19 protein-coding genes and 1 pseudogene are annotated in these 21183 nt (G+C 58.0%); 8 read left to right on the forward strand and 12 right to left on the reverse strand.

The features are described 5' to 3' along the window. Position 1: 1 nt before the first annotated feature. Entirely contained in the window at positions 2–298 is a 297-nt protein-coding gene (locus AB4Y36_RS34225) for a hypothetical protein (RefSeq protein WP_368618968.1), read from the reverse strand. A gap of 278 nt (positions 299–576) precedes the next feature. Further along, positions 577–1744 (reverse strand): annotated as a pseudogene (locus AB4Y36_RS34230) (porin). 471 nt (positions 1745–2215) lie between these two features. Here AB4Y36_RS34230 and AB4Y36_RS34235 point away from each other — a divergent pair. Next, positions 2216–3220 (forward strand): GlxA family transcriptional regulator, encoded by a 1005-nt coding sequence (locus tag AB4Y36_RS34235; RefSeq protein ID WP_368685338.1) that lies wholly within the window; start codon positions 2216–2218, stop codon positions 3218–3220. Between the two features lie 153 nt (positions 3221–3373). Here AB4Y36_RS34235 and AB4Y36_RS34240 read toward each other — a convergent pair whose 3' ends face one another. After that, a complete protein-coding gene (locus AB4Y36_RS34240) occupies positions 3374–4372 on the reverse strand; it encodes a GlxA family transcriptional regulator (RefSeq protein WP_368618970.1) in 999 nt (332 codons plus the stop codon). Positions 4373–4846: 474 nt separating this feature from the next. Further along, positions 4847–5017: a hypothetical protein gene (locus AB4Y36_RS34245; protein WP_176733004.1), complete on the reverse strand. Its 171-nt coding sequence runs from the start codon at positions 5015–5017 to the stop codon at positions 4847–4849. 929 nt (positions 5018–5946) lie between these two features. On the opposite strand from AB4Y36_RS34245, the gene AB4Y36_RS34250 reads away from it, so the two are divergent. The 3 genes from AB4Y36_RS34250 to AB4Y36_RS34260 all read left to right on the forward strand — a co-directional run bounded on the left by AB4Y36_RS34250 (position 5947) and on the right by AB4Y36_RS34260 (position 7979). Next, positions 5947–6345: a response regulator gene (locus tag AB4Y36_RS34250; RefSeq protein WP_069268914.1), complete on the forward strand. Its 399-nt coding sequence runs from the start codon at positions 5947–5949 to the stop codon at positions 6343–6345. A 754-nt stretch (positions 6346–7099) separates the two neighbouring features. Then, positions 7100–7696: a hypothetical protein gene (locus AB4Y36_RS34255; RefSeq protein WP_368685339.1), complete on the forward strand. Its 597-nt coding sequence runs from the start codon at positions 7100–7102 to the stop codon at positions 7694–7696. Positions 7697–7703: 7 nt separating this feature from the next. Continuing rightward, complete coding sequence (locus tag AB4Y36_RS34260) at positions 7704–7979, forward strand: helix-turn-helix domain-containing protein (protein WP_368685340.1); 276 nt, start codon at positions 7704–7706, stop codon at positions 7977–7979. A gap of 1345 nt (positions 7980–9324) precedes the next feature. Here the strand turns inward: AB4Y36_RS34260 and AB4Y36_RS34265 are convergent. Together AB4Y36_RS34265 and AB4Y36_RS34270 are read right to left on the reverse strand one after the other, a co-directional pair. Next, positions 9325–9666, reverse strand: coding sequence for a hypothetical protein (locus AB4Y36_RS34265; protein WP_141710911.1), 342 nt, complete (start codon positions 9664–9666; stop codon positions 9325–9327). 132 nt (positions 9667–9798) lie between these two features. Further along, a complete protein-coding gene (locus tag AB4Y36_RS34270; protein WP_368618972.1) occupies positions 9799–10347 on the reverse strand; it encodes a dTDP-4-dehydrorhamnose 3,5-epimerase family protein in 549 nt (182 codons plus the stop codon). Positions 10348–10700: 353 nt separating this feature from the next. On the opposite strand from AB4Y36_RS34270, the gene AB4Y36_RS34275 reads away from it, so the two are divergent. Then, positions 10701–11702, forward strand: a complete 1002-nt coding sequence (locus tag AB4Y36_RS34275) for a helix-turn-helix domain-containing protein (protein ID WP_342949649.1) — start codon at positions 10701–10703, stop codon at positions 11700–11702. 258 nt (positions 11703–11960) lie between these two features. On the opposite strand, the gene AB4Y36_RS34280 is transcribed toward AB4Y36_RS34275, so the two are convergent. After that, positions 11961–12254, reverse strand: coding sequence for a hypothetical protein (locus AB4Y36_RS34280; RefSeq protein ID WP_368618973.1), 294 nt, complete (start codon positions 12252–12254; stop codon positions 11961–11963). 361 nt (positions 12255–12615) lie between these two features. Between AB4Y36_RS34280 and AB4Y36_RS34285 the strand changes: the two genes are divergently transcribed. Continuing rightward, on the forward strand, positions 12616–13236 hold the full coding sequence (locus AB4Y36_RS34285; protein ID WP_368618974.1) for a hypothetical protein: 621 nt from the start codon (positions 12616–12618) through the stop codon (positions 13234–13236). Between the two features lie 242 nt (positions 13237–13478). Here the strand turns inward: AB4Y36_RS34285 and AB4Y36_RS34290 are convergent, their stop codons facing one another. Beyond that, positions 13479–13952 (reverse strand): hypothetical protein, encoded by a 474-nt coding sequence (locus AB4Y36_RS34290; protein ID WP_368685341.1) that lies wholly within the window; start codon positions 13950–13952, stop codon positions 13479–13481. A 439-nt stretch (positions 13953–14391) separates the two neighbouring features. Between AB4Y36_RS34290 and AB4Y36_RS34295 the strand changes: the two genes are divergently transcribed. Together AB4Y36_RS34295 and AB4Y36_RS34300 are read left to right on the forward strand one after the other, a co-directional pair. Further along, positions 14392–14559 carry a hypothetical protein gene (locus AB4Y36_RS34295; RefSeq protein ID WP_368618976.1) on the forward strand — a complete coding sequence of 56 codons (168 nt, stop codon included), beginning with the start codon at positions 14392–14394 and terminating at the stop codon, positions 14557–14559. A 178-nt stretch (positions 14560–14737) separates the two neighbouring features. Then, positions 14738–14872, forward strand: coding sequence for a metallophosphoesterase (locus AB4Y36_RS34300; protein WP_176732992.1), 135 nt, complete (start codon positions 14738–14740; stop codon positions 14870–14872). Between the two features lie 59 nt (positions 14873–14931). On the opposite strand, the gene AB4Y36_RS34305 is transcribed toward AB4Y36_RS34300, so the two are convergent. From AB4Y36_RS34305 to AB4Y36_RS34320, 4 genes are all read right to left on the reverse strand, one after another. After that, the gene (locus AB4Y36_RS34305) at positions 14932–15081 is read right to left on the reverse strand and encodes a hypothetical protein (RefSeq protein ID WP_176732990.1); all 150 of its coding nucleotides are present in this window, start codon (positions 15079–15081) and stop codon (positions 14932–14934) included. Positions 15082–15521: 440 nt separating this feature from the next. Beyond that, positions 15522–16523, reverse strand: a complete 1002-nt coding sequence (locus tag AB4Y36_RS34310; protein WP_368618978.1) for a hypothetical protein — start codon at positions 16521–16523, stop codon at positions 15522–15524. Positions 16524–16541: 18 nt separating this feature from the next. Beyond that, entirely contained in the window at positions 16542–19220 is a 2679-nt protein-coding gene (locus AB4Y36_RS34315) for a DEAD/DEAH box helicase (protein ID WP_368618979.1), read from the reverse strand. A gap of 211 nt (positions 19221–19431) precedes the next feature. Then, the gene (locus AB4Y36_RS34320; RefSeq protein WP_368685342.1) at positions 19432–20433 is read right to left on the reverse strand and encodes a UPF0149 family protein; all 1002 of its coding nucleotides are present in this window, start codon (positions 20431–20433) and stop codon (positions 19432–19434) included. Positions 20434–21183 lie beyond the last annotated feature (750 nt).

Consider the following 21183-nt stretch of genomic DNA (forward strand, 5'->3'; position numbering starts at 1 on the left):
ATCACTGACGCATCGGAGCGCTTCCCAGACGGGTTAAGCCTTTCCTGGGTGCCTTGCACTTATTCGCACCGCCAAATGCAATTTGAAGCGAGCTATCGACAACACGCGCCACCACGCGGCTCGAAGGTGCTGGTCCGATCACAATAAATCCGCACACCTTCGAGACGAGGTGAGAAATTCCTTGAACACTGAGACCGGCAAGTGCGCACTTTGCGATCGTCAATCTTAATCGATCCGACAGCTCATCTTTCGGATCAAAATTATCCGTGGGTGAATCATCGTCGTTGCGTCGCATCATAACTTCTTTCTCGAATGGCGCAATAACCCTGTCTGAACCCGCCAATGAATTGGCCGTCTGATGCGCATCTGTAAATCTTGATCTGCGATATCAGCATATATTCTATTCATCGAAATTTGGTTCGCGATACTACGTTATCTTTTCATCCAAAGACGCGACTTCCCATTTCCGGTAGCAAATCACTCAGGGCGAACGAAAGAGGACGGACAGGTGAGAAGCAGAGTGACACAAAAAAAGGCGCCGGGAGGCGCCTTGATCTTTCGAAGAAACTGCGAGGTCTAGAACCGATGGCGCATGCCGATCGTGACCGTGCCTTGCTTCTGTGTGTTCGAGTCCGCGCTCAGCCCGTTCAGATATGCCGACACGTGGCCGGAATTCCGGCTGACGTGCTGGAGGTTTCCTTGCAGATAAACATCGGTGCGTTTGGACAGCGCATAGTCTGCCTGTGCTGATACGGTGTTGTAGATCGGATTCACGCCACCGCCAAGGTCAGTACGCGTATAGGTGTACGCCCCGGCGAAGCTAATAGCCGGCGACAACGCGTAACGCACGTTACCTTCAAAATTCTGGAAGCGCGCACTATTAGCGCGGAAAGCTATGCCGCCGGACGCACCGGATTGGCGCGAGGAGATTCCGCCGCCGAGCGCATCTGACAGGTTGGTTTGCGTATAGACCAAGCCGGCGACAACTGGACCAAATGCGTAGCTCAACCCACCACCGAAGGTACGTTGCCGACCAGCAAGGAAGGTCCACTCACCGGTCTGTGCGCCGCTTGCGCTGGAACTCGGCCCGCTATTCCCGAACACGGTCGAGGTAATGTCGTTGTTCAACTGGAGGTAGCCGGCGGCTACGGTAAGGCCACTCCACGCGTAGGACGCGCCAAAGCTATAGGCCCGATTGTTCGCGAACTGCGAGCTGTTCGAGAATGAATAGGTAGCGCCAAATTTGAATCCTGCGTAGTTGAGGCTGGTGTATTTGACCGTATTATTGAATCTGACTGAGTTGTTCAGATTGTCGTTATCGAATGGATGCGCGGCGATCGTGCCGCCGTATTGGCTACCTGTGATTGAGAGAGGCGCGAGGTAGTCAACCACGCTATCGTACTGCCGGCCAATCGTCACTGCCCCATACTGATCACTCGCGAGACCGACAAACGCTTGTCTTCCGAACATGCGCCCGGATTGCCCGGCAGTACCATTCGCGATACTAAAGCACCGTTCTCCAGAGTGAAGATTGCCTTCAGGCCACCGCCAAGGTCCTCCGAACCACGCAACCCCCAGCGACTGCCATTGACCGTTCCACTCTTCACCTGCCACGTATTGGCGCCCCCCGTACATATGTGAAGCCGGCGTCGATTAGGCCATACAGGGTGACGCTACTTTGCGCCTGGGCTGCCGTCGTCAAAGTAGCAGATAGAACTGCTGCGGCAGCGATCTTGTATTTCATCTTGCAACCCTATGAATGTACGACTCTATAAAAATCCGTCCACCTGGACTGACTTTGGGTTTGGCAGAAGGTCTCTTCCGATACGTTCCCGGCTCGATCCAGTCTATGAAGAGGAAAAGGCCGGACAGCCGGCCAGTTTATTGTCTCTGTATGCTGCGCGACTATATCATCGGGAATACTTCCCCCACATCGCCAAAACGTTCTTCAATTCCGCCATTCTCCTGATTGAAACGTCGGATATCGCTCAGCGACCGCATCGCTACAGCCACTTGCACGTTCGACTTGCGCAGTTATAGTCGAAGCTATCGGTCGGTATGTTAGACCACGGGACGATAGCGATTGAATTGTCGAAAACAGATAAAACTGCGACTGATCTCGCCACAGTCGCGTTTCGATAATTTTCGCTAAGTAGGATGATCCGGTCGTGAGGCCGAAGGTCGGATCGGTCATAAAGATTTTCAATAAAATGGGATGAAGATGGGGCCTTTGATCGGGAATTCCGGGACGTTGCAGCCGGGCAAATACCAAGGTGGGGAGCAAAGGCAAATCGGTCTTGTCTTATGCGATCGATTTGCACTGGCCGATATGGCTATCATTGTCGAAGCTTTCCGTGCCTTGAACGCGGCCATGATGAGGCATGAGACACACGCTGTCCGGTACGACGTACGACTCCTCTCTTCGGCGGGCGGCAGGATAACCAGTTCGTCTTCGGTATGTGTCTGGACGGATAGCGTTGAGAGCCTCGTTGCCGCGGACTCGTTCCGCGCGATTATGCTTTCCGGTGGTAGTGGAATCCGCGACTTACTGCGAGACAATCAATTTTCGAGGTGGTTGCATCGCGTGCAGGAGAACTGCGATCTGCTCGTCGCGATTGGCGAGAGCAGCGTTGCCCTCGCACAGATGGGAAGATTGACACACGATATCGCGCTTGCAAGCCTGAACAGTCATCCCTGCAAGAATCGCCAGACTCAGGTGATTTCCGCCGACGGTGCGATTTCGGCTGCGGTCGCGGTCATCAAAGGCGAACACGGCGATGTTATTGCCACGCAAATTGCGAAGTCCATAGATCCACAGTTCAGCCCGGGTTTGACGGATGACATCCGACGCGGTATCGCAGCGACACTCAGTCAACCGATTCAGGATGCAGCACATTGGATCTGTGCGAATGGCAATCGGGATATCTCGCTGGACGAGGTAGCGCAAATCGCCGCTATGAGCAGTCGTAATTTCCTGCGGCGGTTTAAGCAGGAGGTGGGAATGAAGCCTTCGGAGTATCTACTGAAAGTCCGCCTCGACATGGCATGTCGGCTTCTTGCGCAGACCCGTCTTCCGGTCGAAAAGATTGCGCGACGCAGCGGGATAAACGGCGGGGGCAGACTATCGAAACTCTTTCGCGAACATCTTCAACTCACGCCAACCGAGTACCGTGTGGCGCATTCGGATATGGAGCATGACCGGAAGCGATCAGGAGGTTGAACGACGATCGACCGCACCTTTTCCTGTGCGAAAATCCTCACCGGACTCCCGGCGCGCATCGGTCTCGAAGACGAGCCGGAAATTCAACAAGCTGCAGCGAACCGTCAAAAAAAGCGACGCATACCAACACCGCCCGCAAAGCGAGTCGCTGCGTCACGCCAGTTTCTTTTTCTCTCGGTATTCAGTTGGCGTCAGTGAAAAGTGCTTTCGGAAAAGCTTTGAGAGAGAGCCACCACCACTCAATCCGCAGCGGCGGGCAATCTTTTCAACCGGCAAGTCGGTTTCGACCAGCAGCTGGCAGCAGAGCTCCAATCTGGAGTACATGAGGTACTCGGAAGGGGTTATGCCGATTTCGATCTTGAACCGGCGCAGAAAGTTGCGCTCGCTCATCGCTGCGATTTGCGCGACCTCTGCAATCGAGACTGATCTTTCGCCGTTTTCTTCGATCCATCGGGCAGACTCGAGTATGCGTTCGCTCGCACTGTTTGACGCGCGCTCACGCGCTGCTGACATCAATCCGATCTCTTGACGACCGGGCACCGTGATATCGGTAATCGCCCTTGGAATAGTTGCGCCAAGGTCTTGCCTGATGAGTTGTAGCGCACGCTGGACTGGCCCGTTGAATGGTTCGATATAGGCGTGAGCGGGCCTGCGCGCGATACCGTCGTCGGCCTTTCTGCCGGCGGCCCACTGGCCCAACTGATCCGAAACCCCCGCGATTGTCAGCAGCACCTTCGAGTCTGCCATGGGGATCACGTTGGCTGCCTGGCTGCTGACAAACCGGATGCGTTCCAACGTCGTCTCGTTGCCGGACAGCGCACTGCTTCCGGGTCCGGCAATGAACAGGGCATCAATTGGCCCAACCTCATCCATTTGTTCGAGAGGTTCGGTCCAGACAGACACCGCCGATGAACTCTCGAGTCGTCCGCCCTGGAGGGACGTTAGTTGAACGTCGTAGAGCGGATGGACGCTCCTCGCATCATGGGGTAAGGAGTTGCGATTGGCTGCATGGAATACCTCAAGGACCGTCGCAACCTCGGAGAGGCGGAATCCTGAGAAGAGAAGAAAAATTATCCTCTTTCTCAACCCCGGAACTGGAACTTCGCCTGAGTGGCCACCGCGAGCAATACTGTGACTAACGAAATTCACCATCGCACACCCCGATATTAGACCTATTTTCGGCTTTCATTGAGCCGAATTCCTCGAAGGCACTATCGTACCTAACTTACAGTCATTTCCCGCCATCGGTGGCGAAATAGTTACACGTCTTGTCGGACTAGAACTAATCGACAAGAAAGCCAAAGTTTTCGAGATCACGTAAAAGCATTTAAATACAGTGTGTTAGCGATTACTTCGCGTAGGCCTTGAGGAGATTTTCAGTATTTTTTACCTGTCGAATGCTAACTGATGCCCTTCCATTTAATTTCGATCGTCACACACATGCTTTCTGCATTTTATGCAATGCTGCTATCCTTTTAGCCGGGCAGTCCGCGATATGCTATTAGCATATCCCCAAATTAATGTGCGGCCAGCGATCGTGGCTTTATCACATTGTCCGGGGCTGGCGAGAATAAGAAAGACAGGGCGCGCTATCACGGCCACGTGTCCCCAGAGACGAATCATCGACTACGCGGTGCACTTGTATCGTTGGCTCAAGTCGGTTTGCGCGACATCAAGCAACTGCGGCTTGAGCGCGAGGTAGCCATGGCCTGCGATACGGCCCGCCGCTGGCACACGAAACTCAGTGCCGGCATCGCGCAGTGCGCCGGGGTTGCCCGGCGCGAGCCAAGGCAGCATGCAGCGCCTGGAAGAGGCGTTCGTGGCGCTGCACGGCGAGCAGCACGTGTGGTGGCGCCGCGGACGAAATGGCAGTGAGGCTGGACATGCTGCGGCAAGAGCGCCGCGAGAAGGCTGTGTCAAAGCTTCCTGCAGCGGACGTCAGCATTCGAATCCAACGCTGCGCAGGAGCGCCACGGAAGGTTTTCGCAGTTATCCGGGCAGCGAAGGCGAAAAGTCCGGAGTGTTCCGGCGTGGAGCAAGTGCTCGTTAATGCTTCGAGCGCGTGTAATCGGAACGAAATCAGTCCACAACCCATGCTCGGGCGCGAACGGCAGTTGCGGAGCAAGCCGCAGCGCATGCGGTCCTTTCTGTGCTACCCGATCCAATCCGGCCGCACTTTGCCTTGCAATGCCACCGAATGACGGCCTCTGTCAACGCGCCCAACTCGAGGCGAGCGGCTGACGCCGCGCGAGATTGAACAATCGGCGAAGCAGCAGCCGGCAGCCCACATTCGTAAGGATGCCGATGCGACATCAGATAAACCGCCCCTCTCCAACAACGCGGCAAACCTGAGATGAGTCTTCTTCAATACGGAGAGGAGCGCGCCATGGAATATCGGTGCAGGGGCAATAGGTTCCCGCGTGCGAGATTGTCCGCGATGCTCGGTGCCGGACATTCCCAGATTATGAGAAATAGCGAACCCTGCTTGTTACGACAAACGGGCATCGGTGTGCTATCGGCATCCGGAGATAAAAATTTAGGGTTTTCGGGAGTGCCCCAGGACAATTCCCAGGAATTATTAATTCTGACACTTTTTACGGTCGAGATCGCGTAGACTCCCTGGTATTCAATTGCGCGCGGTCCTTCCGGAAGGGCATCATCAAGTGGGTCCGTGTGGCGGTTGATGAAACACCGCCTTACGTTTCACCTGTGGGTGCCAATGACCTATGAAAATCGCAATCCTTGAATCCGATGTCGAAGAGTTAGACAGAACCCTCGAAATGCTTTCTGCCTCCGGGCATTTGTGTTTCGGAGTGGGGAGCGATGACGGCGTGCGGCGGGTGCTTGACGATGTGTCGGTCGATCTGTTTCTTATCGACTGGACGGATCCCGACGGTGTGCGCTACGAGACGCTTACCCACCTCTCGCAGTGCGCGCCCGGTGTACCCGTCGTGTTGTGCGTTGCACCGCATACTCCTGATTCCGTGATCAACTCCGGCATGCAGTGTGGTGCAAGCCTAGTGCTCGAAAAACCGGTACGCGGCGTGGACTCACTCACGTGCCTGCACACCTTGAGCAACGACAGCTTCCCATCGGTTTTCGCCGCAGGCACTCACGTCATGTGAGCGCCGATGGTAGGAACGCGCTCCCGCAGAGACACCCGCCCCCTCAACGATGATGTAAGGCCGTTCCCGTTTGCCCAGCCAGCGTTGCTGATCTTCCGTAGTTTGCCCGAAGCCCGTCATGCGCTCACGGACGTGCCGAGCGTGTGCGTGGCTTCGCCCCCGGGTGGACACTTCCCTTGATGAGCTCATACAGGTGGCTTTCAGCGCTATGCCAGAGAGCCTGTAACTGCCTTGCCACCGCATCGGCAAGTGTAAGTGGTCGTGCCGGTAACAGATGACCACAGCGAGCGCACTCGCATGCGGCCGGAATGAGTTGCCGCGATATTTGCGATTCTGGATACTTTTCGCGCTTCACTCGCAATAAGGTATTTCAACACCTTGACTGTTGGGTGGGCCACATTTCCCGAAAGATATCGAGCAATAGTGGCGAATAGCATATTTATTGCTTATGATCCGATCTCAGTTCAAAATAGATACATAAATAATTTCTGAATCTGCGCAGTGCGTTCAGCATGCGGCGAATGCCGCCAGACACTTCACGAACGTGTGGTGATTCTTCTTCTTTTTCCATTGGCTTGGGTATTCGACTCAACGTAAGCCAATACGACCATTGAAAAGCGGGGTACTGATGGAGTGCGGAGGTGGCGGTCAACGAAGTCGCGTCGTGGAGTTTTGTGCCTCGCCCGAACCGGGCACAGCCAGGAAGATTGGAGCATTCCTCTGTAGCGGCTTTTCGCTTTCCGGACTGGCGTCCGTGCTTGAGTTGTTTCAGTCAGCCAATGCGCTGGCACACGCGAACTATGCCGGCAATGGACATGCCGAATACGATGTTTCCCTGCTATCCATTACCGGCGGGCGTGTCGAAAGTTCATCCTCCGTGTCTGTCTGGACGGACAGGGTTGAGGATCGGCATCATGCCGGAAAATTTCACACGCTGTTCATTGCTGGCGGAGTTGCACTGCGACACGTGCTGCGCGATGAGCGCGTGTTACGCTGGCTGCGCCTCGAATGCTCGCGCTGCGAGGCTGTCGTTCCGATCGGGGAAGGCAAAGCGCTGCTAGAAGCGGCAGGAATCGAGTGGGCCGGCAGCGCGTTAGATTGCGCGATGCGAACAAACGCTCGGGACCGCCTTATCGAAAACGAGTTCGCGGACACGAACACTGCCCCCCTGCGAGAGGCACTCTTGCTGATCGAACTGGACCTCGGAAGCGATCTTGCACGTGAGGTGGCACGCCAGGTCATGCCGCGTCACCCGCGGACCGGTCCTACCGCGGCGATCCGCACGAATGTCTCAGGCCGGGTGAGCCTGCGCATCCAGGCATCCGTACATTGGTTGGAAGCCCAATGGTGATCGCCAGGTGACGATAGAAGACGCGGCACAGGTCGCCGCAATGAGCGAACGCAACTTTTTGCGTCGCTTCAAGATCGAAATGGGCATCACTCCCTCGGACTACCTGCTCCACATGCGGATCAATATGAGTTGTCGCTTGCTGGTCGATACCGACCTACCCGTCGACAAGATTGCGCGACGATGCGGGCTTGGCACTGGCGGACGGCTCGCGAAACTGTTCCGCAAACATCTCTCCACGACACCGACGGAGTATCGGACCAGACGCGGTCATACGGTTGGGTAGCATCCCTTTTGCCGGAATCCTGCGGCAGATGGGGCCCGCCAACATAAATGCCGGTTCGGCGCCGGTCTGTGCCGTGCAACGCGAAACGGGAGATTCCCCCGTCGTTTGCGGAAATGAAGACACTCGCGAATGCCAGGAGAGTGGCGGAAATCAGGTAGAGATTGACGTACCGGTTTCGAGGATTTTCGCTTATCTTATGCGTTGTGGTTGAAATCGGGACCCTCGTTTTGTGAGTCCCATTGGGGGCGCCTGACGGAGCGTTTCCGTGTGCTTGCGGGTGAAAGCTGCCTGGGCGCCATGGGTCCGGTGCGACTGATCAATCCTGCACTATGCCGGTACAGCGGGCCCCACCCAGATGCCCTCTTTCGACTATCCACAAAGTCGCACCGGCTATCAACGTCTGCCAAGATAATTGCAATCCTCGAGCCAGACATTGGCGAACTTGACCATACCCTTCAAATACTTTCTTCCGTGGGGCACCTATGTTTCGGGACGAGGAGTGATGAAGGGCTGCGACGCTTGCTTGAAGACGTTTCAATTGACCTCTTCCTGCTTGATTGGAGTGAACCGGACCGCAGACGATATGAAACACTGCGATATCTCGCCCGACGCGAATTCGTCGGGCCTATCGTCTTGCTCACTTCGGCTCAGACCGCGTGCGGTGTAATTAACTCAGGTCTGGAATGCGGAGCGGACGTCCACGTGAACAAGCCGCTCTCCGAAGGAGCGTCTCTCGCTCCCTTGCATGCGCTGAGCAGCGGTCCGTGCTACGCGATGCGTGCTCCGAGCAGTCAAATGATGTGATTCCATACAGCACGGCGCGTTCGCCTAGAAGTGCCGTGACGGCTATGGAAGGTCGCTTGCCAGGAGATCACCAGTCCATGTTGGCGAGTCCAGGTCGAACTCCCGCCATGAGCTACCGGCCGACTCAAACACCCCATCCCTAATTCCCTGTCCGATCGCGGTTCTCACAAGTGCTTCACTTGACAACCGACGACTCCTCGCCAGTTTGACTCTCGGTATCTCGAAGGCGACTACCATTGCTTCCGAGTCCATGCGAGAGAGCAAGACGTAGAGATCTCTCGAATAGTGAGCCACATAGACTGAATCGTCGAATTCATTTTCGGGAATACGGAAGCTGAAGGAAGAGTTTTTTCCTGAAATTTCCATTGCGTTCGGTCTCCCCGGTATCGAGCAACTTTCGGGGAAAGGGGTTGATCAAACATCATTTCTTACGTACACGCTTCAATCGGGTCCGAGATTTGGTATGGTATGCCGCCCAGAGACGCGTGATAGCGCCTAGTCAAAGCCTCCTGCCATGCGTGCCTCTAATACCTGACCGACGTTAAATATCTAACACAGCTTGAACCGACAAGAGTGTAATATTAATCAGCATCTTGTCCTCGACGTCGAGAACGTTTGCGTGTCCGCGCAAGAGTTCCGCCATCGAGTCGCCGACCTGTCGAATCTCCAGGTCTGTTGGTCTAGCGATCGGCCATACGTGCATCAGATACGCAAGTGGAATCACATTACGCTCCGTACACCAACGCTCAAAGAGTGCCGCGCAAGAGACCTCTACAGCGCTGAATTTATCGAACTGCGCGTCGCGTGCGACTTCAGGACACGCGCCTGCACCCGATCGCGAGTCATGGTTGGCTATTTTCGCGATATCGATTGAATGGCTCATATCGTAGAGCTTGTAGTCATGGATGAGTGATCGCTTAACGATCGCTTTCCAACGGGAACGCACCGTCCAGGAATTGGCAGCTTAAACACGCCTTTGTACCGATCGGTCGTCACGCGCTGCGGACTCATTGTGCTAAAAGTACTCCGCAACATTAAAGTCAACACAATTGCGCTGCCTCCTGTCTGTGACAGGCAATCCCGCAATACGCCAATCGATGTTGAGATCTGCGTCATCCCAGCAAATCGTGCGCTCCGAATCAGGCAGACGCGCCGAGGATGCCTTTGAAAGCACCTCCGCGACGTCTGATCGAACGATGTACCCATGCGCGAATCCTGGCGGTATCCAGAGCTGGCGACAGTTTGATGCTGACAGGGACTCGCCCGCCCATCGCCCAAAAGCAACTGACGTACGACGCAGATCGAGAGCCACGGCGTATATTTCGCCGGAGAGCACTCTCAAAACAACGCCGCGCGGATTTTGAACCTGGTAGGTCAGTCCGATCAACGCATTATGGGGGCAAACAGCCTGCTCATCATGAGTGAAAAGATACCCGTAGGAGACGTTCGCATTGAACCAGTCCTGATCAAAGCTTCTAAAGAACGCGCCTGTTGATCGGGCTTCAATCTGGGGCTCGAATACTTTAACGTCACGAAGGCCAGTATTCCCAAGGCGAAAGGACATCCTTTTTCTCTGTGTGTTCCTGATGGTCTTCTACGATTCCAACTTTCCGATTCTTCTCTGACTATGCCATGAAATCCACCGAGGCACGTGATTCATACCAGCCAATACGTTATCCGTTTCCGCCAAAACTATGCAGTTTCGTCATGCACATCGCATGGCACACTGTTGTGCAGACAGTAGATATTCCAGCGAGATAGCACCCGTTGCAATGCATGTGGTTTAAACCGCCAATATATTGGTCTGATCGGCCAAGCATCCGACGAATTTAGTAGCCCATGTATGATGCATCGCGATGAAAATTAAGTCATCGTCACAGGTTATATCAATTTCAAGCACCTGATAACAGTAGAGGGATGAAGATGGGCGACATCGGTGCCGGGGGTGCTGAGAGGGGAAATGTCGTTTCTGGCGCGAGAGGGCCGAAATCCGGAGCCACGAGAAGCATCGGCGTGCTGCTCTACAGAGGCTTTTCCCTACTCTCGATCGGAGTCGTTCCTGAGATCTTTCAGCTCGCCAATGAAATCGCGAAGCAACAATGCAATGGCGGATTACTCTATGACGTCAAGCTATATTCCGCACAGGGTGGCGATGTTGAGTGCTCGTCCTCTGTCAACGTGTGGACACAGGAATGCGACACGACGAAAAGTGTGGGCTTTGATGCACTATTTATCGCGGACGGCAGCGACTTGACCGAAGTGACGCGCGACGAGCGTGTCCGACAATGGCTTCGGGTCACCATTCCGGCAACGAAAATCGTTTCCGGAATTGGAAAGGCGGCGGATCTGATCGACATGATGCAGCTCCGTCCCGACTCGTACCACAGCGGTCTGCTTCAACTCGATTCTGATGCGTCTCCCACAAAAATTCCGACCAGCCGGGGAAATCGCTATGAACCGACCAAGACGGCTCTTGCGCTTATCGGATGGGATCTCGGTCCGGAAGCAGTGAGAGACATCTCACGCAAGCTCTCTGGAAATGGTTTTGCAACGCTTACCCCTCTAATAGCTGACGCGCGAGCTGACACTGCAATTGAGAAGGTCCGTGCATCCGCTCGCTGGCTTAAGGAGAACTGCAATCGGCCGATATCTGTAAGCGACGCGGTCAACATCTCGGCTATGAGCGAGCGCAATTTCCTTCGATGCTTCAAACAGGAGATAGGCGTCACGCCTTCCGAGTACCTGCTGCAGGCACGACTTGATCTGACCTCGCGCATGCTGGCAGAGACCGATTTCTCAATCGACAGAATCGCGAAAAGTTGCGGCTGGACAAACGGGGATCGTCTCGCAAAGATCTTCCGGCGGCGATTCTCCCTGACACCTTCTGAGTTTCGGCAACGTGAACGACGCAATTCGTAATGCGAGTAGAAGGTGCGTCTACAACGAATGACGCTCAAGGTTCCCCTTCCCCCCCCGGGGGTAAGATCAGTTCGTCGCACCATAGAGGAAGATCTTGAGGATTCTTCTTTCCCTGCGCGCGTCTCCTCGCGCGGATGCTTGCTTCGAGCACCCTGCTTCTGCCCAGATCGGATCATTCTCTGGAAATTCAGGCTGTTCGTGCGCCATGCATCGATTTCGCCCAAATGACGGCTCTGCTGCATGGGCAAGTGACAGCAGCTATTTCTTGAGTGGATGCGTATCCCCCACTACGGGGAAAAACGCGTTCCACACCGCTCGTACGCCCTGTGCGGCGGCAGCCTGCGCGTCCATGTGCTCGCTGTCGGCCGAGTCCCCCGGATCCGCACTCAGACCACGCCAGTGCGTGAACAGAACCACGGGTTGCTCCGTCCAATGTCCGTCGATAAAGCGGGAGAATGCCGTATCTCCGGTCGTGAGCCTGACTTCGTACCAGCCCTCACGGGCCGGCGCATAGTCGTCCAATGGGAACCATCCTGTGGTATCGATTTCCATTTGCGCCCCAGATTCGAAGCCATTACGCATGCATGACAGCACGCGGCGTACCTGTTTCCTCCAACGACACGCAGCATGCTGTGGCCGCGAATACCATCATGATAGAACCCTGCGGACTGCGTAATCACCGGCATGATGATAACCATGCCATCCGCGATGATGCCCCTCCTCTCGCGCAACTCCCCGATGTTGTCTCTGGTTGCGATGACTTCACGCGTCGCGAGATTCGCAGCGGTCAGCATAGCGACCCGGGCACTAACCTTCAGTTTGCGCATAGACTGTTGGAGATGCATTTCGCAGAACCACACGCGGGCGCTATGATTGGCCAGTCATAGTCCGAAGGGAAAGGGAGTTCATCGTAATGTTGAGCTTACGTATACATTTCTGGTCGATCGCGGCAACCCTGATAGCGTTTGTGGCGTCACTCTGGATCAATCAGGAGGTGTTTGCGCATACGTCGTTTGTAAGGGGCATCAACTGGATATTCCTTCCTTCCGGCATACGGCTTTTGAGCACGCTACTGGTTGGTGCCGACGGTTTCCTTGGCTTGCTGCTTGCTGGTCTGTTAACGGATTTTCTTTACTGGTTCCCGCATGACCCTGTGAGAGCGATCGCTGGCGCGATACTTGGGTCAGCCGCTCCGTATCTGGTCTACAGGTTCGCGAGAGAGTATTACGGCTTGCGCGCATCGTTGACGAATCTCACGCCGACCCGGCTTCTTGTGCTCGCCGTCGCGTATTCGGTCGCGAATCCGCTGTTACATCACCTCTGGTTTGCGTTGACCGGTGCGACGGAGCATTTCTTCGAAAGCCTGTTCAGCATGTTTGTGGGCGACCTCGCCGGCACGCTAATCATGCTGTATGCGATGAAGGGATTGCTGGCTTTGCTCCCGAAACGGCCAGGCGATTCCCGCCTCACGAACGGGATGTTCAGCATTCACGTTGCACTAACGAATGCACATAACAATCAGGCTCCACGCTAGCGTGACGAAGGGGTTGCGATGAGGCGCAATCGCAGCCCGTCTCGTGGCGCTATGTACGATTGTCGCCATCGTGCGTCTCGACGTTGTGTTGCACCCAGGCTGCAGTGTCGCGATTCGCGACGACCGCTAGGCGCACTCAATGCTGGGCGGCCTGCCCCGACTCACGCCCTCAATCCCGCAAGTGTGAGAGCCTTCAACGGCCCTGTTCGAGCCCGGACGGGCCGTGCGCCCCATATCTGCCGTCAAGCCAGGCGGTTGTTGTAGGCGAGATCAAGGGCTAGCCGGATCCTGAACATGCCGTCGGTCATGCGTGAGGACTGGCTGGGATGCCTGGGCAGCAGGGCAAGCGTGCCCTTCACGATATAGACGAGAATCAGCGCGCCCAGCAGATCGCCCACAAACATCGTGAAGAAACTCTGCAGGATGTCCTGCGTACTGCCCGTCATTGCGAACCAGAGATGATGCAGCGTCGAGTTCGTGAGTGCGACAGCAAACGCGAGCACTATACGGCGCCTTGGCGTGAGATTCGTCAGCGACGCCTTCAGGCCATAGCGTTCCAGGGCGAGGCGACGGACCGCGTACGGGCCGGCCGAACTGAAGATCACGCCCGCGATTGCCCGCACGGGGTCGTTCGGGAAGTAATGAAAGAAATCGACCAGCAAGGCGGAGACCAGCAGCCCGATCGCGCCGTCCGCGCCCAGCAACAGCGTACTCAAAAGCCGGATGCCAGTCGGAAGATAGGTCCACTTCCACCCAACGCGGAAACGCGGCATGCAGGAAGATCAGTTCATCGACCCAGAGCGTCAGCACATAGACAAACACAGTCCCAGCCATCCGTTGCGAGTCGATTTCGGCATCCTCGTCGTTGAGCCGCGCACCTGCATATGTCATATTGCGAAATATTATTTATGGGAGCCTTACGGTGACCGGTACTCCGGTGGATGACAGTCTACGCAGAGACAGACGCGATTCACGTGGGCGGCGCATGGCCTTGAGGGAACTGCACCTGGTCCCGACCGACGCAATCCGGGCATCGTGAAGGCCTTGGCGGGGTCACGCGAGGGGATGGGACCGCGATCTCCGACGACAGTGCAACGCGATCGCACACGACCATCGCCGAACACATACCCGGTTCCAACATCCGGGAGCAATACGATGTTTGCCACCCCGATGTTTCTCGTCGCCCTTTTCGCTTTAATTGTGGCCATGCACCGCGGCGTGACCCGCAAGGCAGACGCGAGCCTTCGCGCACAATTCGATGCGCAAGGCTCTGGCAGCGCAGTGTCGCGCCAGATGAGGCGAGTTGCGGGATTTAGCGTCTGAGGACGGAAGCAGACCATCGCGTCCGGGTAGCTCACGCGAAAGGGAGAAAACGCGGGGCGCCTCGGCCCCGCGGTTGCGCTACTGGCGCGGCGCCAGCCATTTAGGTCCGCTCTAACATCTCTACTGCGAGCACGGCGGTGGCGCGGCGTTCGCTACAGCGGCCACAGGATCGAACCGCCTGAATCCAGAGCCTCGGCTCGTCCTGATAACCGGAGATCTCACGGACGAGGGTCTCCCGGAAGAATACGAAATGCTGCAACTGCTGGCGCAGTTGACGCACCCCAATATGGTCTTACCCGGCAACCAACGATGACCGCAGATGTCTGCGCGGCGCGCTCGACAATCAACCGCGGCTAACATGCGCGGGTGGACTCAATTTTCGGCGTCGATGTCGGCTATGTGCGCATCCTTGCGATAGACACAAGAGTCCCAGGCTCCCGCCACGGTGAAACCGGTCCGGCGGCGCAGTTGTGGCTGGAACGCGAGCTCGTCGAATACGTGAACCGACCGGTTGTCATCCATGCGTCATCCGCCGTTTCGCACCGGCATCCCCCATCTCGAACTTTTCGGCATGCAGACGACTGACGCCTTGCGACTTCTTCTATCCGGACATCACAACGTTGAGCGCATCGTCACCGGGCACGTTCATCGCGCGTTGCACGCGCGTCCTGGCGCCGTACCCGTGTTGACCTGCCCAAGTTACGACAACGCAGATTGCATTGCGACTCCAGCCAAATGCGAATCCCGCGTCGTTGCTCGAACCTCCGGCCATCCAGTTGCACTGCTGGCAGGATGGCGCGAGTAGTGGTGCATCGCATCTTTGCCATATCGGCGAATTCGGTGAACAGTTTCCCTTCGCATGACTGAAGTTGCGCTGTTCGACACAGTGCTTTCCGTAACAGTTGCAAACTTCGAGAGCGCGATCAGTCGCCGGACCAGGCGGTGACGCGTCGCCGCAGACATCACCCGCGGCGTTTAGCGGTTTTCGATGCAGCGGGCGCACGCACAGTGGGCTTTGGTGATGCAGCCGAACGAGTCGCCTTCGAAACACCGGGGTCGGTTTTACCCTTTGGCTTCTTCACGGCGGAAGCACTGGCTTTCACGTCTGGCAGCGCGACCTTGCCTTTTTGTGTCGATTTCGCAATCGTAGACGACTTCAACGCCGTCGACCTCGGTGTGCGTTCTGTTTGCGAGGCGGCTTCCTTGCGCGTGCGCTTGCTCCGGACCGGGGGCGCATCGGCAAAGGGCTCCGTATTGATATCGATTCCGAACACATCCCCCAGGTCCACGTTGTCGAGTACCTTGCCGGACACCGGGCCGGCTCCTGCACCGGAGGGGTTCGCACCGGTGCTGCTAACGAGATCGCCAGGGTCGACACCACGTAACGTAAAGAGCAATTCTGGCTGCTGGTCGAGCCGCGCGCCGACGCCATAGAGTACGGCGGCGACGTGCTTGCACATCGCCGCCCAGTCCAGGCAGTTGCAGCCGAGTTTGATCTCCTTCGGCGCGGGGAAGAGCCCGCTGCCCGGCTTGCAGATGCGGCCCATCACCGCAGCCGACAGCTTGCCCTGCAGCAGTTCGACCATGGAGTCAACCGACGATGCGCACTCGACACTCAACGCCCGCCACTGTTTTTCCGGGCAGGCTGTGACATCGATTTCGATCTCGTACACGCTGGACCCCATGACCTGTGCGCGGATCCTGCCCGTCGAAATCTGAAGATCGATCACGGAACCATTGCGCACATAGGTGCGACCGCGTGGCAGGCGACTGGCGTAGTCACTGTAGTGCTCAAGGTTATCGCACCATGCCTTGCCCCAGAAGGTCTTCGCAATGGCCCCTCGATAGGGTGCGATGGGCGACAGCGTCTTGCCGGACTTGATCGCTTTCGCAACCAGTTGCTCCGCCTGCTTTCTGCGCTCGGCCACCGGGACGTAGGGTTTCCATCCACCGTAGTCAGCCATCGGCGTTCCTCTCCCTGATCAGTTTGCCTGCGCGGAATGGATATCGAGCCTGACCAGATCGAGCAGTTCGCGGTCACTCATCTCGGTCAGCAGCAGCTCCGCGCCGCCCTCAAGCACATCCTTCACCAGCTGCTGCTTTGTTTCGATTAACTGATCGATCCGGTCCTCGACCGTACCCCGGCAAACGAACTTGTGTACCAGAACATTCCTGCGCTGGCCAATGCGGAATGCCCGGTCCGTCGCCTGATTCTCGACCGCCGGATTCCACCAGCGATCGAAGTGGATCACGTGGGAGGCGGCAGTGAGATTCAACCCCGCGCCGCCCGCCTTGAGCGAAAGCACAAAGAACGGAACCGATTCATCTTCCTGGAATTGCCGGACGAGTTCGCGGCGTTTGGCGACGGGCGTTCCACCGTGGAGAATCAGACCTTCCCGGCCAAAAAGCGAGCCGAGGTGGGCAGCCAGGGGCTCCGTGGTTTCGCGGAACTGCGTAAACACGAGCACCTTTTCCTGTTTCGCTGCGATCACGTCGACCAGTTCGCGCAACCGCGCGAATTTGCCGCTGGCTTCCGGCTGCCACGCCGCATCGCCAAGCCACTGGGACGGATGGTTGCAGATCTGCTTGAACCGCATCAGGTAGCTTAATACGATCCCTTTACGTTCAATGCCCTCGGTACCATCGAGCGCCGCAGCCAGGTCCTTGACCGCGCGTTCGTACAGGGCGGCCTGGATGGGGCTCAGGTGACACCACGCCTTGAGTTCGGTTTTTTCCGGGAGATCGGTAATGACACGCCGGTCTGTTTTCAGGCGACGAAGGATGTAGGGCCGCACAAGAGTGCGAAGCGGGCCGAAATGTTCGGCTTTTGCCAGACGCCGGGTCAGACCGGCAAAGTCCTTCGCCGAGCCCAGCAGGCCGGGATGCGTGAAATCGAAAATGGACCACAGATCCGACAGGCGATTTTCCACCGGGGTGCCCGTCAGGGCGATGCGTGAGCGGGCCTGAAGCTTCTTCACCTGTTTCGTCTGCCGCGCGCCGGGGTTCTTGATCGCCTGGGCCTCGTCGACAATGGCGACGCGCCATTGCATTGTTTCCAGAACGGGCTGGCGCAGCAGCGAGCCGAAGCTGGTAATAACGAGGTCCGTCTGCGCGAGCCGGGCGCTGTCCAGGGCGCGCAGTTCGTCGGCAGGCGTCATGGACGGGTGCACCACCAGCACGCGCAGGCCCGGCGCGAAACGCTCCGCTTCCGCGGCCCAGTTTGCCAGCAGGGACGCCGGGGCGACCAGCAGGCTCGGGCGCGGGTCGACCGGGTCGCGCCTGAGGATCAGTAGCAGGGAGAGGACCTGCATCGTCTTTCCGAGACCCATATCGTCGGCAAGACACGCTCCGAGCCCGAGCTGGCTGAGCAGGTAGAGCCAGCGCACACCGGCCTGCTGGTACGGTCGAAGCTGCGCTTTCAGATCGGGACCCGGATCGACCTGCGCCAGCCCTTCCGGCTGGCGCAACTGCTGCAGCATCTGTGAGAGCCAGTCGCCAGCCACGACCTGCGACCAGTCGCGCTCGCCGAACGCGTCATCTTCATCACCGGAGACGCCCGCCAGAAGACGCAGCGCATCGTTCAGCGGCAGTCCCGCCTGCGCGGCGTTTTCCAGACCTTCAAAGCGCTGAAGCAGGCGGCCCAGCCTCTTCGTGTCCACCTCGATCCAGCGCCCGCGAATCCACTGAAGGCCGTCGGCCCCCTTGAGCAGACTCCGGATCTCGGCCGGACTCAACGCTTCGCCATCGAGCGACACCTCCATCCTGAAGTCGAGCAGTGCTTCCCTGCCCAGGCGTGACGGAGGCCGCGTCCCGACGCTCGCCCTGACCGCGGGCCGCGCGGGGCGTCCCGCGGCCCAGCTCGCCGGTAGTCGAACCATGATGCCGGCCGATTCCAGGGCCGGCAAATCGGAGAGCAGGCGAAACGCGTCGGCCGGCATCCAGCGCAACGGGTGGTAGATTTCGCGCGATTCAACCATCGCGCGCAACCAGTCGCAGCGTTCAGCGGCACGCTGGACCGGCATCAGGAGGGAGAGAAGCTGTGCCTTGTTGCGCGCACCGGAGAACTCTTCGAGCGCCCGCGAAAGGGGTTGATGCTGCGTCTTGCCATGGGCCGACAGGCGCGCAGCGTATGTAGCCAGGAACGCGAAAGGTGCTTCGGGATCCTTGCGGTTTTCGGCAAGGTTGAAGTGAACCCGGCCCACCAGATTCCATGCAGGATGACGCGACCTGAGGAATGCCTGAAGTGACTCTCCCGATTCAGCGAGCTCGTCGCGCAGGGCGCCATCGATTTCGCTCCACAGTGCCGCCAGAACATCCGGCGTGAGATATTCAGCGCCCGTCATGGGTGGCGCGTCGTCGATCAGTGTGCCGAGCTCCGTTGGGTCTGGCTCTGCGACCGCGATTTCCCCACTTTCCGTCGTAGTGCACAGGGCCGTGACATAGCGGGCTCCTAGTTCTCGCCACCACGCCCAGGCGGGCGGCAATGCCCGCCCGATGGTAGAGCTTCCCAGATAGAGCAGCCCGTGACCGGCGCCGCGCGCGAAAACCACGCCCAGCGGTACGTCATCGGGCAGCACAGGCGCCTCGACGTCCGGCGCGGCAAGCAGGTGGCCAGCAGGTGTGATTCTTGGCGAAAGGCGATCGGTATCGGTCAAGGACATGACAGTTGATGGGGAAGGCCCGGTTTCAAATGTAGACGGAAACGATCACGTATCTGCTGCGCCGTGGGAAAAATGACCGGTCCTGGTCCTGGGACGGATTGTTTCGCAGCACGTCACATGACATCGCCGGGCAACGCATCCGTTCACGGCGCGCAACGCCAGGCCCGTCCGGGTGCGGGCGCGCTCAGCGTTACGACGCGGGCACGGTCCGTCACCGGCTGCCGGGGGCGATGTCGTGCATGTTGATCGTGCTCAATGCTTCGGCCAGCGCGGCCCCATCTGTCGGGAACGGCTCGTCCCAGACGGTGGACGTCCCGGACGCGTCGATGATTTCCAGTATCCAGCCGTCGCGACCTTCATCGCCGGCGCGATAGATGTGCGCATCGACAGACGTGCCGCCACGCGTGATGCGCGTAGCCAGCGGGGACAATGCCAGCGGGTGAAACGCGTCGTCCGTCAGTCGACCGATCGAATCCACGAGGAACACATCTTTGGACACGCTCCCGTCCCGCGCGGCCCGATTCCTCGCGGTGATCTGCGTCGCCGGCTTGGCTTTCGACAACGAACCCGCCGGAATCGCACCTGGCTGCTCGCCCTGCTCCAGCGATCTCCGACATTCCTCACACACGTAGCGATGGATATTGAGTACCGATGCTGCGAGCTGGAGGACAAACGACCGGCGTTGCCCGACCGTGTAGTCCCGTCGCGCCACCTCCTCGTATCCGGAGGCGGTGCCGAACAGCAGGATGATATTGAACCACCAGGGGTGCCGTTCGATCAGCGGCTCCCAGGCCTCCCGGTCGATGTCGATGCCCTTGCAATACCCCTCGCACCATTCGTCGAGGACAGGAACCTCTTCGCCCTCGTATACGCTCGCGTGCAGCGGGAGTTCGAACAGGTCCGGGCATTGATTCAGGGTGTCGTTGATGTCGTTCCAGTATTGAAAAATCAGTCCTGTGACCTTGCGAGCCCGGCCTGCCGACAGGAATCTGGGTTGACGGGTTGCGTGCCTGGCATCCCAGATCCACGGAAGGATCGCGCCCGGCATGATCGCGTTCGGTCCGGAGATGACGGCAGTCAGAAATCCATGCAACATGACCGCACCCATCGCGTCGTCGCAGACGGCATTGCCCGAAAGAAAGCGTTCGAGGAATTCCAGTTCTTCGTCAGTCAACGGATTGTTGAGTTCGGGATCGGGATGATCGAATTTCATGGTATGTCCGTGCGGTATGCGGCAACCGCGATGCAGTTCTTCCGCGCCGCCGTTGCCGTCGACGTTCAGCGCTACGCCGCGCTCGTGAGGCATTTCGGCCAGTGTCGCAGTCCCGGCATTTTATCCGAGGCGCGATGCATGGACCGGACGCCGGGCGACACGCGATGAATGCTTTGGCTGCCCTGTCGGCGGTTTGTTTGCTAGGGTGTACCCGTCACCATGGCAGGCGCGCGCGGCTCAGTCCGAACCGCACGTGCTGGCTGGAACGCATCCAAGCCGGCCAGGCATCGCGGATGCCCGCGGTGCGGCGGCGCATTGTCATCACGCCACCGGTCAGCCAACCAGGGCTGTTGGGGCGACGTCGTCGCAGCAGTGTCGGCCCGCGCCCGGTTCGCAGCGGTCGCGGGGTAGCCCCATTGCTTACCGACAGTCGTACGGCGAACTGCTGGTCTCGGCCAGAAACAGACCTTAGCTCTGCCTGCCTGACCGTCAGCTTTGGTAGCGTTCGCGGCCTTTCGACCCGAGGCCGCAAACAGTTACTCCGCCGCCTGGCGGCGAACGAGCGCGCAGGTAGCGTCCCGTTTCGTGCCACTAGGCCTGACCGGTCGGCCGGGAATCTGGACGAGCACTTGTGGGCGCGGGTCGCAGTACCAGTACCATCGTCCCCGAAATCGCGCCGGGCTTGACATGGCAGTTCGGCAATTCAATGCGAGCGGTCGACCATTCACGAGCGACCGCCGTGAGCGTCCC

This window comes from Paraburkholderia sp. BR10936, assembly GCF_040965735.1.
In the GTDB taxonomy this organism is placed as follows: Bacteria; Pseudomonadota; Gammaproteobacteria; order Burkholderiales; family Burkholderiaceae; genus Paraburkholderia; species Paraburkholderia nodosa_A.

Coding starts and splice junctions, on each gene's coding strand:
- AB4Y36_RS34240 (WP_368618970.1), bottom strand. CDS start 4,372: ATGGTGAATTTCGTTAGTCACAGTATTGCTCGCGGTGGCCACTCAGGC.
- AB4Y36_RS34320 (WP_368685342.1), bottom strand. CDS start 20,433: ATGAAATTCGATCATCCCGATCCCGAACTCAACAATCCGTTGACTGAC.
- AB4Y36_RS34315 (WP_368618979.1), bottom strand. CDS start 19,220: ATGTCCTTGACCGATACCGATCGCCTTTCGCCAAGAATCACACCTGCT.
- AB4Y36_RS34270 (WP_368618972.1), bottom strand. CDS start 10,347: ATGTCCTTTCGCCTTGGGAATACTGGCCTTCGTGACGTTAAAGTATTC.
- AB4Y36_RS34285 (WP_368618974.1), top strand. CDS start 12,616: ATGTTGAGCTTACGTATACATTTCTGGTCGATCGCGGCAACCCTGATA.
- AB4Y36_RS34235 (WP_368685338.1), top strand. CDS start 2,216: ATGAAGATGGGGCCTTTGATCGGGAATTCCGGGACGTTGCAGCCGGGC.
- AB4Y36_RS34265 (WP_141710911.1), bottom strand. CDS start 9,666: ATGAGCCATTCAATCGATATCGCGAAAATAGCCAACCATGACTCGCGA.
- AB4Y36_RS34295 (WP_368618976.1), top strand. CDS start 14,392: ATGTTTGCCACCCCGATGTTTCTCGTCGCCCTTTTCGCTTTAATTGTG.
- AB4Y36_RS34250 (WP_069268914.1), top strand. CDS start 5,947: ATGAAAATCGCAATCCTTGAATCCGATGTCGAAGAGTTAGACAGAACC.
- AB4Y36_RS34310 (WP_368618978.1), bottom strand. CDS start 16,523: ATGGCTGACTACGGTGGATGGAAACCCTACGTCCCGGTGGCCGAGCGC.
- AB4Y36_RS34245 (WP_176733004.1), bottom strand. CDS start 5,017: ATGCTGCCTTGGCTCGCGCCGGGCAACCCCGGCGCACTGCGCGATGCC.
- AB4Y36_RS34225 (WP_368618968.1), bottom strand. CDS start 298: ATGATGCGACGCAACGACGATGATTCACCCACGGATAATTTTGATCCG.
- AB4Y36_RS34305 (WP_176732990.1), bottom strand. CDS start 15,081: ATGGATGACAACCGGTCGGTTCACGTATTCGACGAGCTCGCGTTCCAG.
- AB4Y36_RS34280 (WP_368618973.1), bottom strand. CDS start 12,254: ATGGAAATCGATACCACAGGATGGTTCCCATTGGACGACTATGCGCCG.
- AB4Y36_RS34275 (WP_342949649.1), top strand. CDS start 10,701: ATGAAGATGGGCGACATCGGTGCCGGGGGTGCTGAGAGGGGAAATGTC.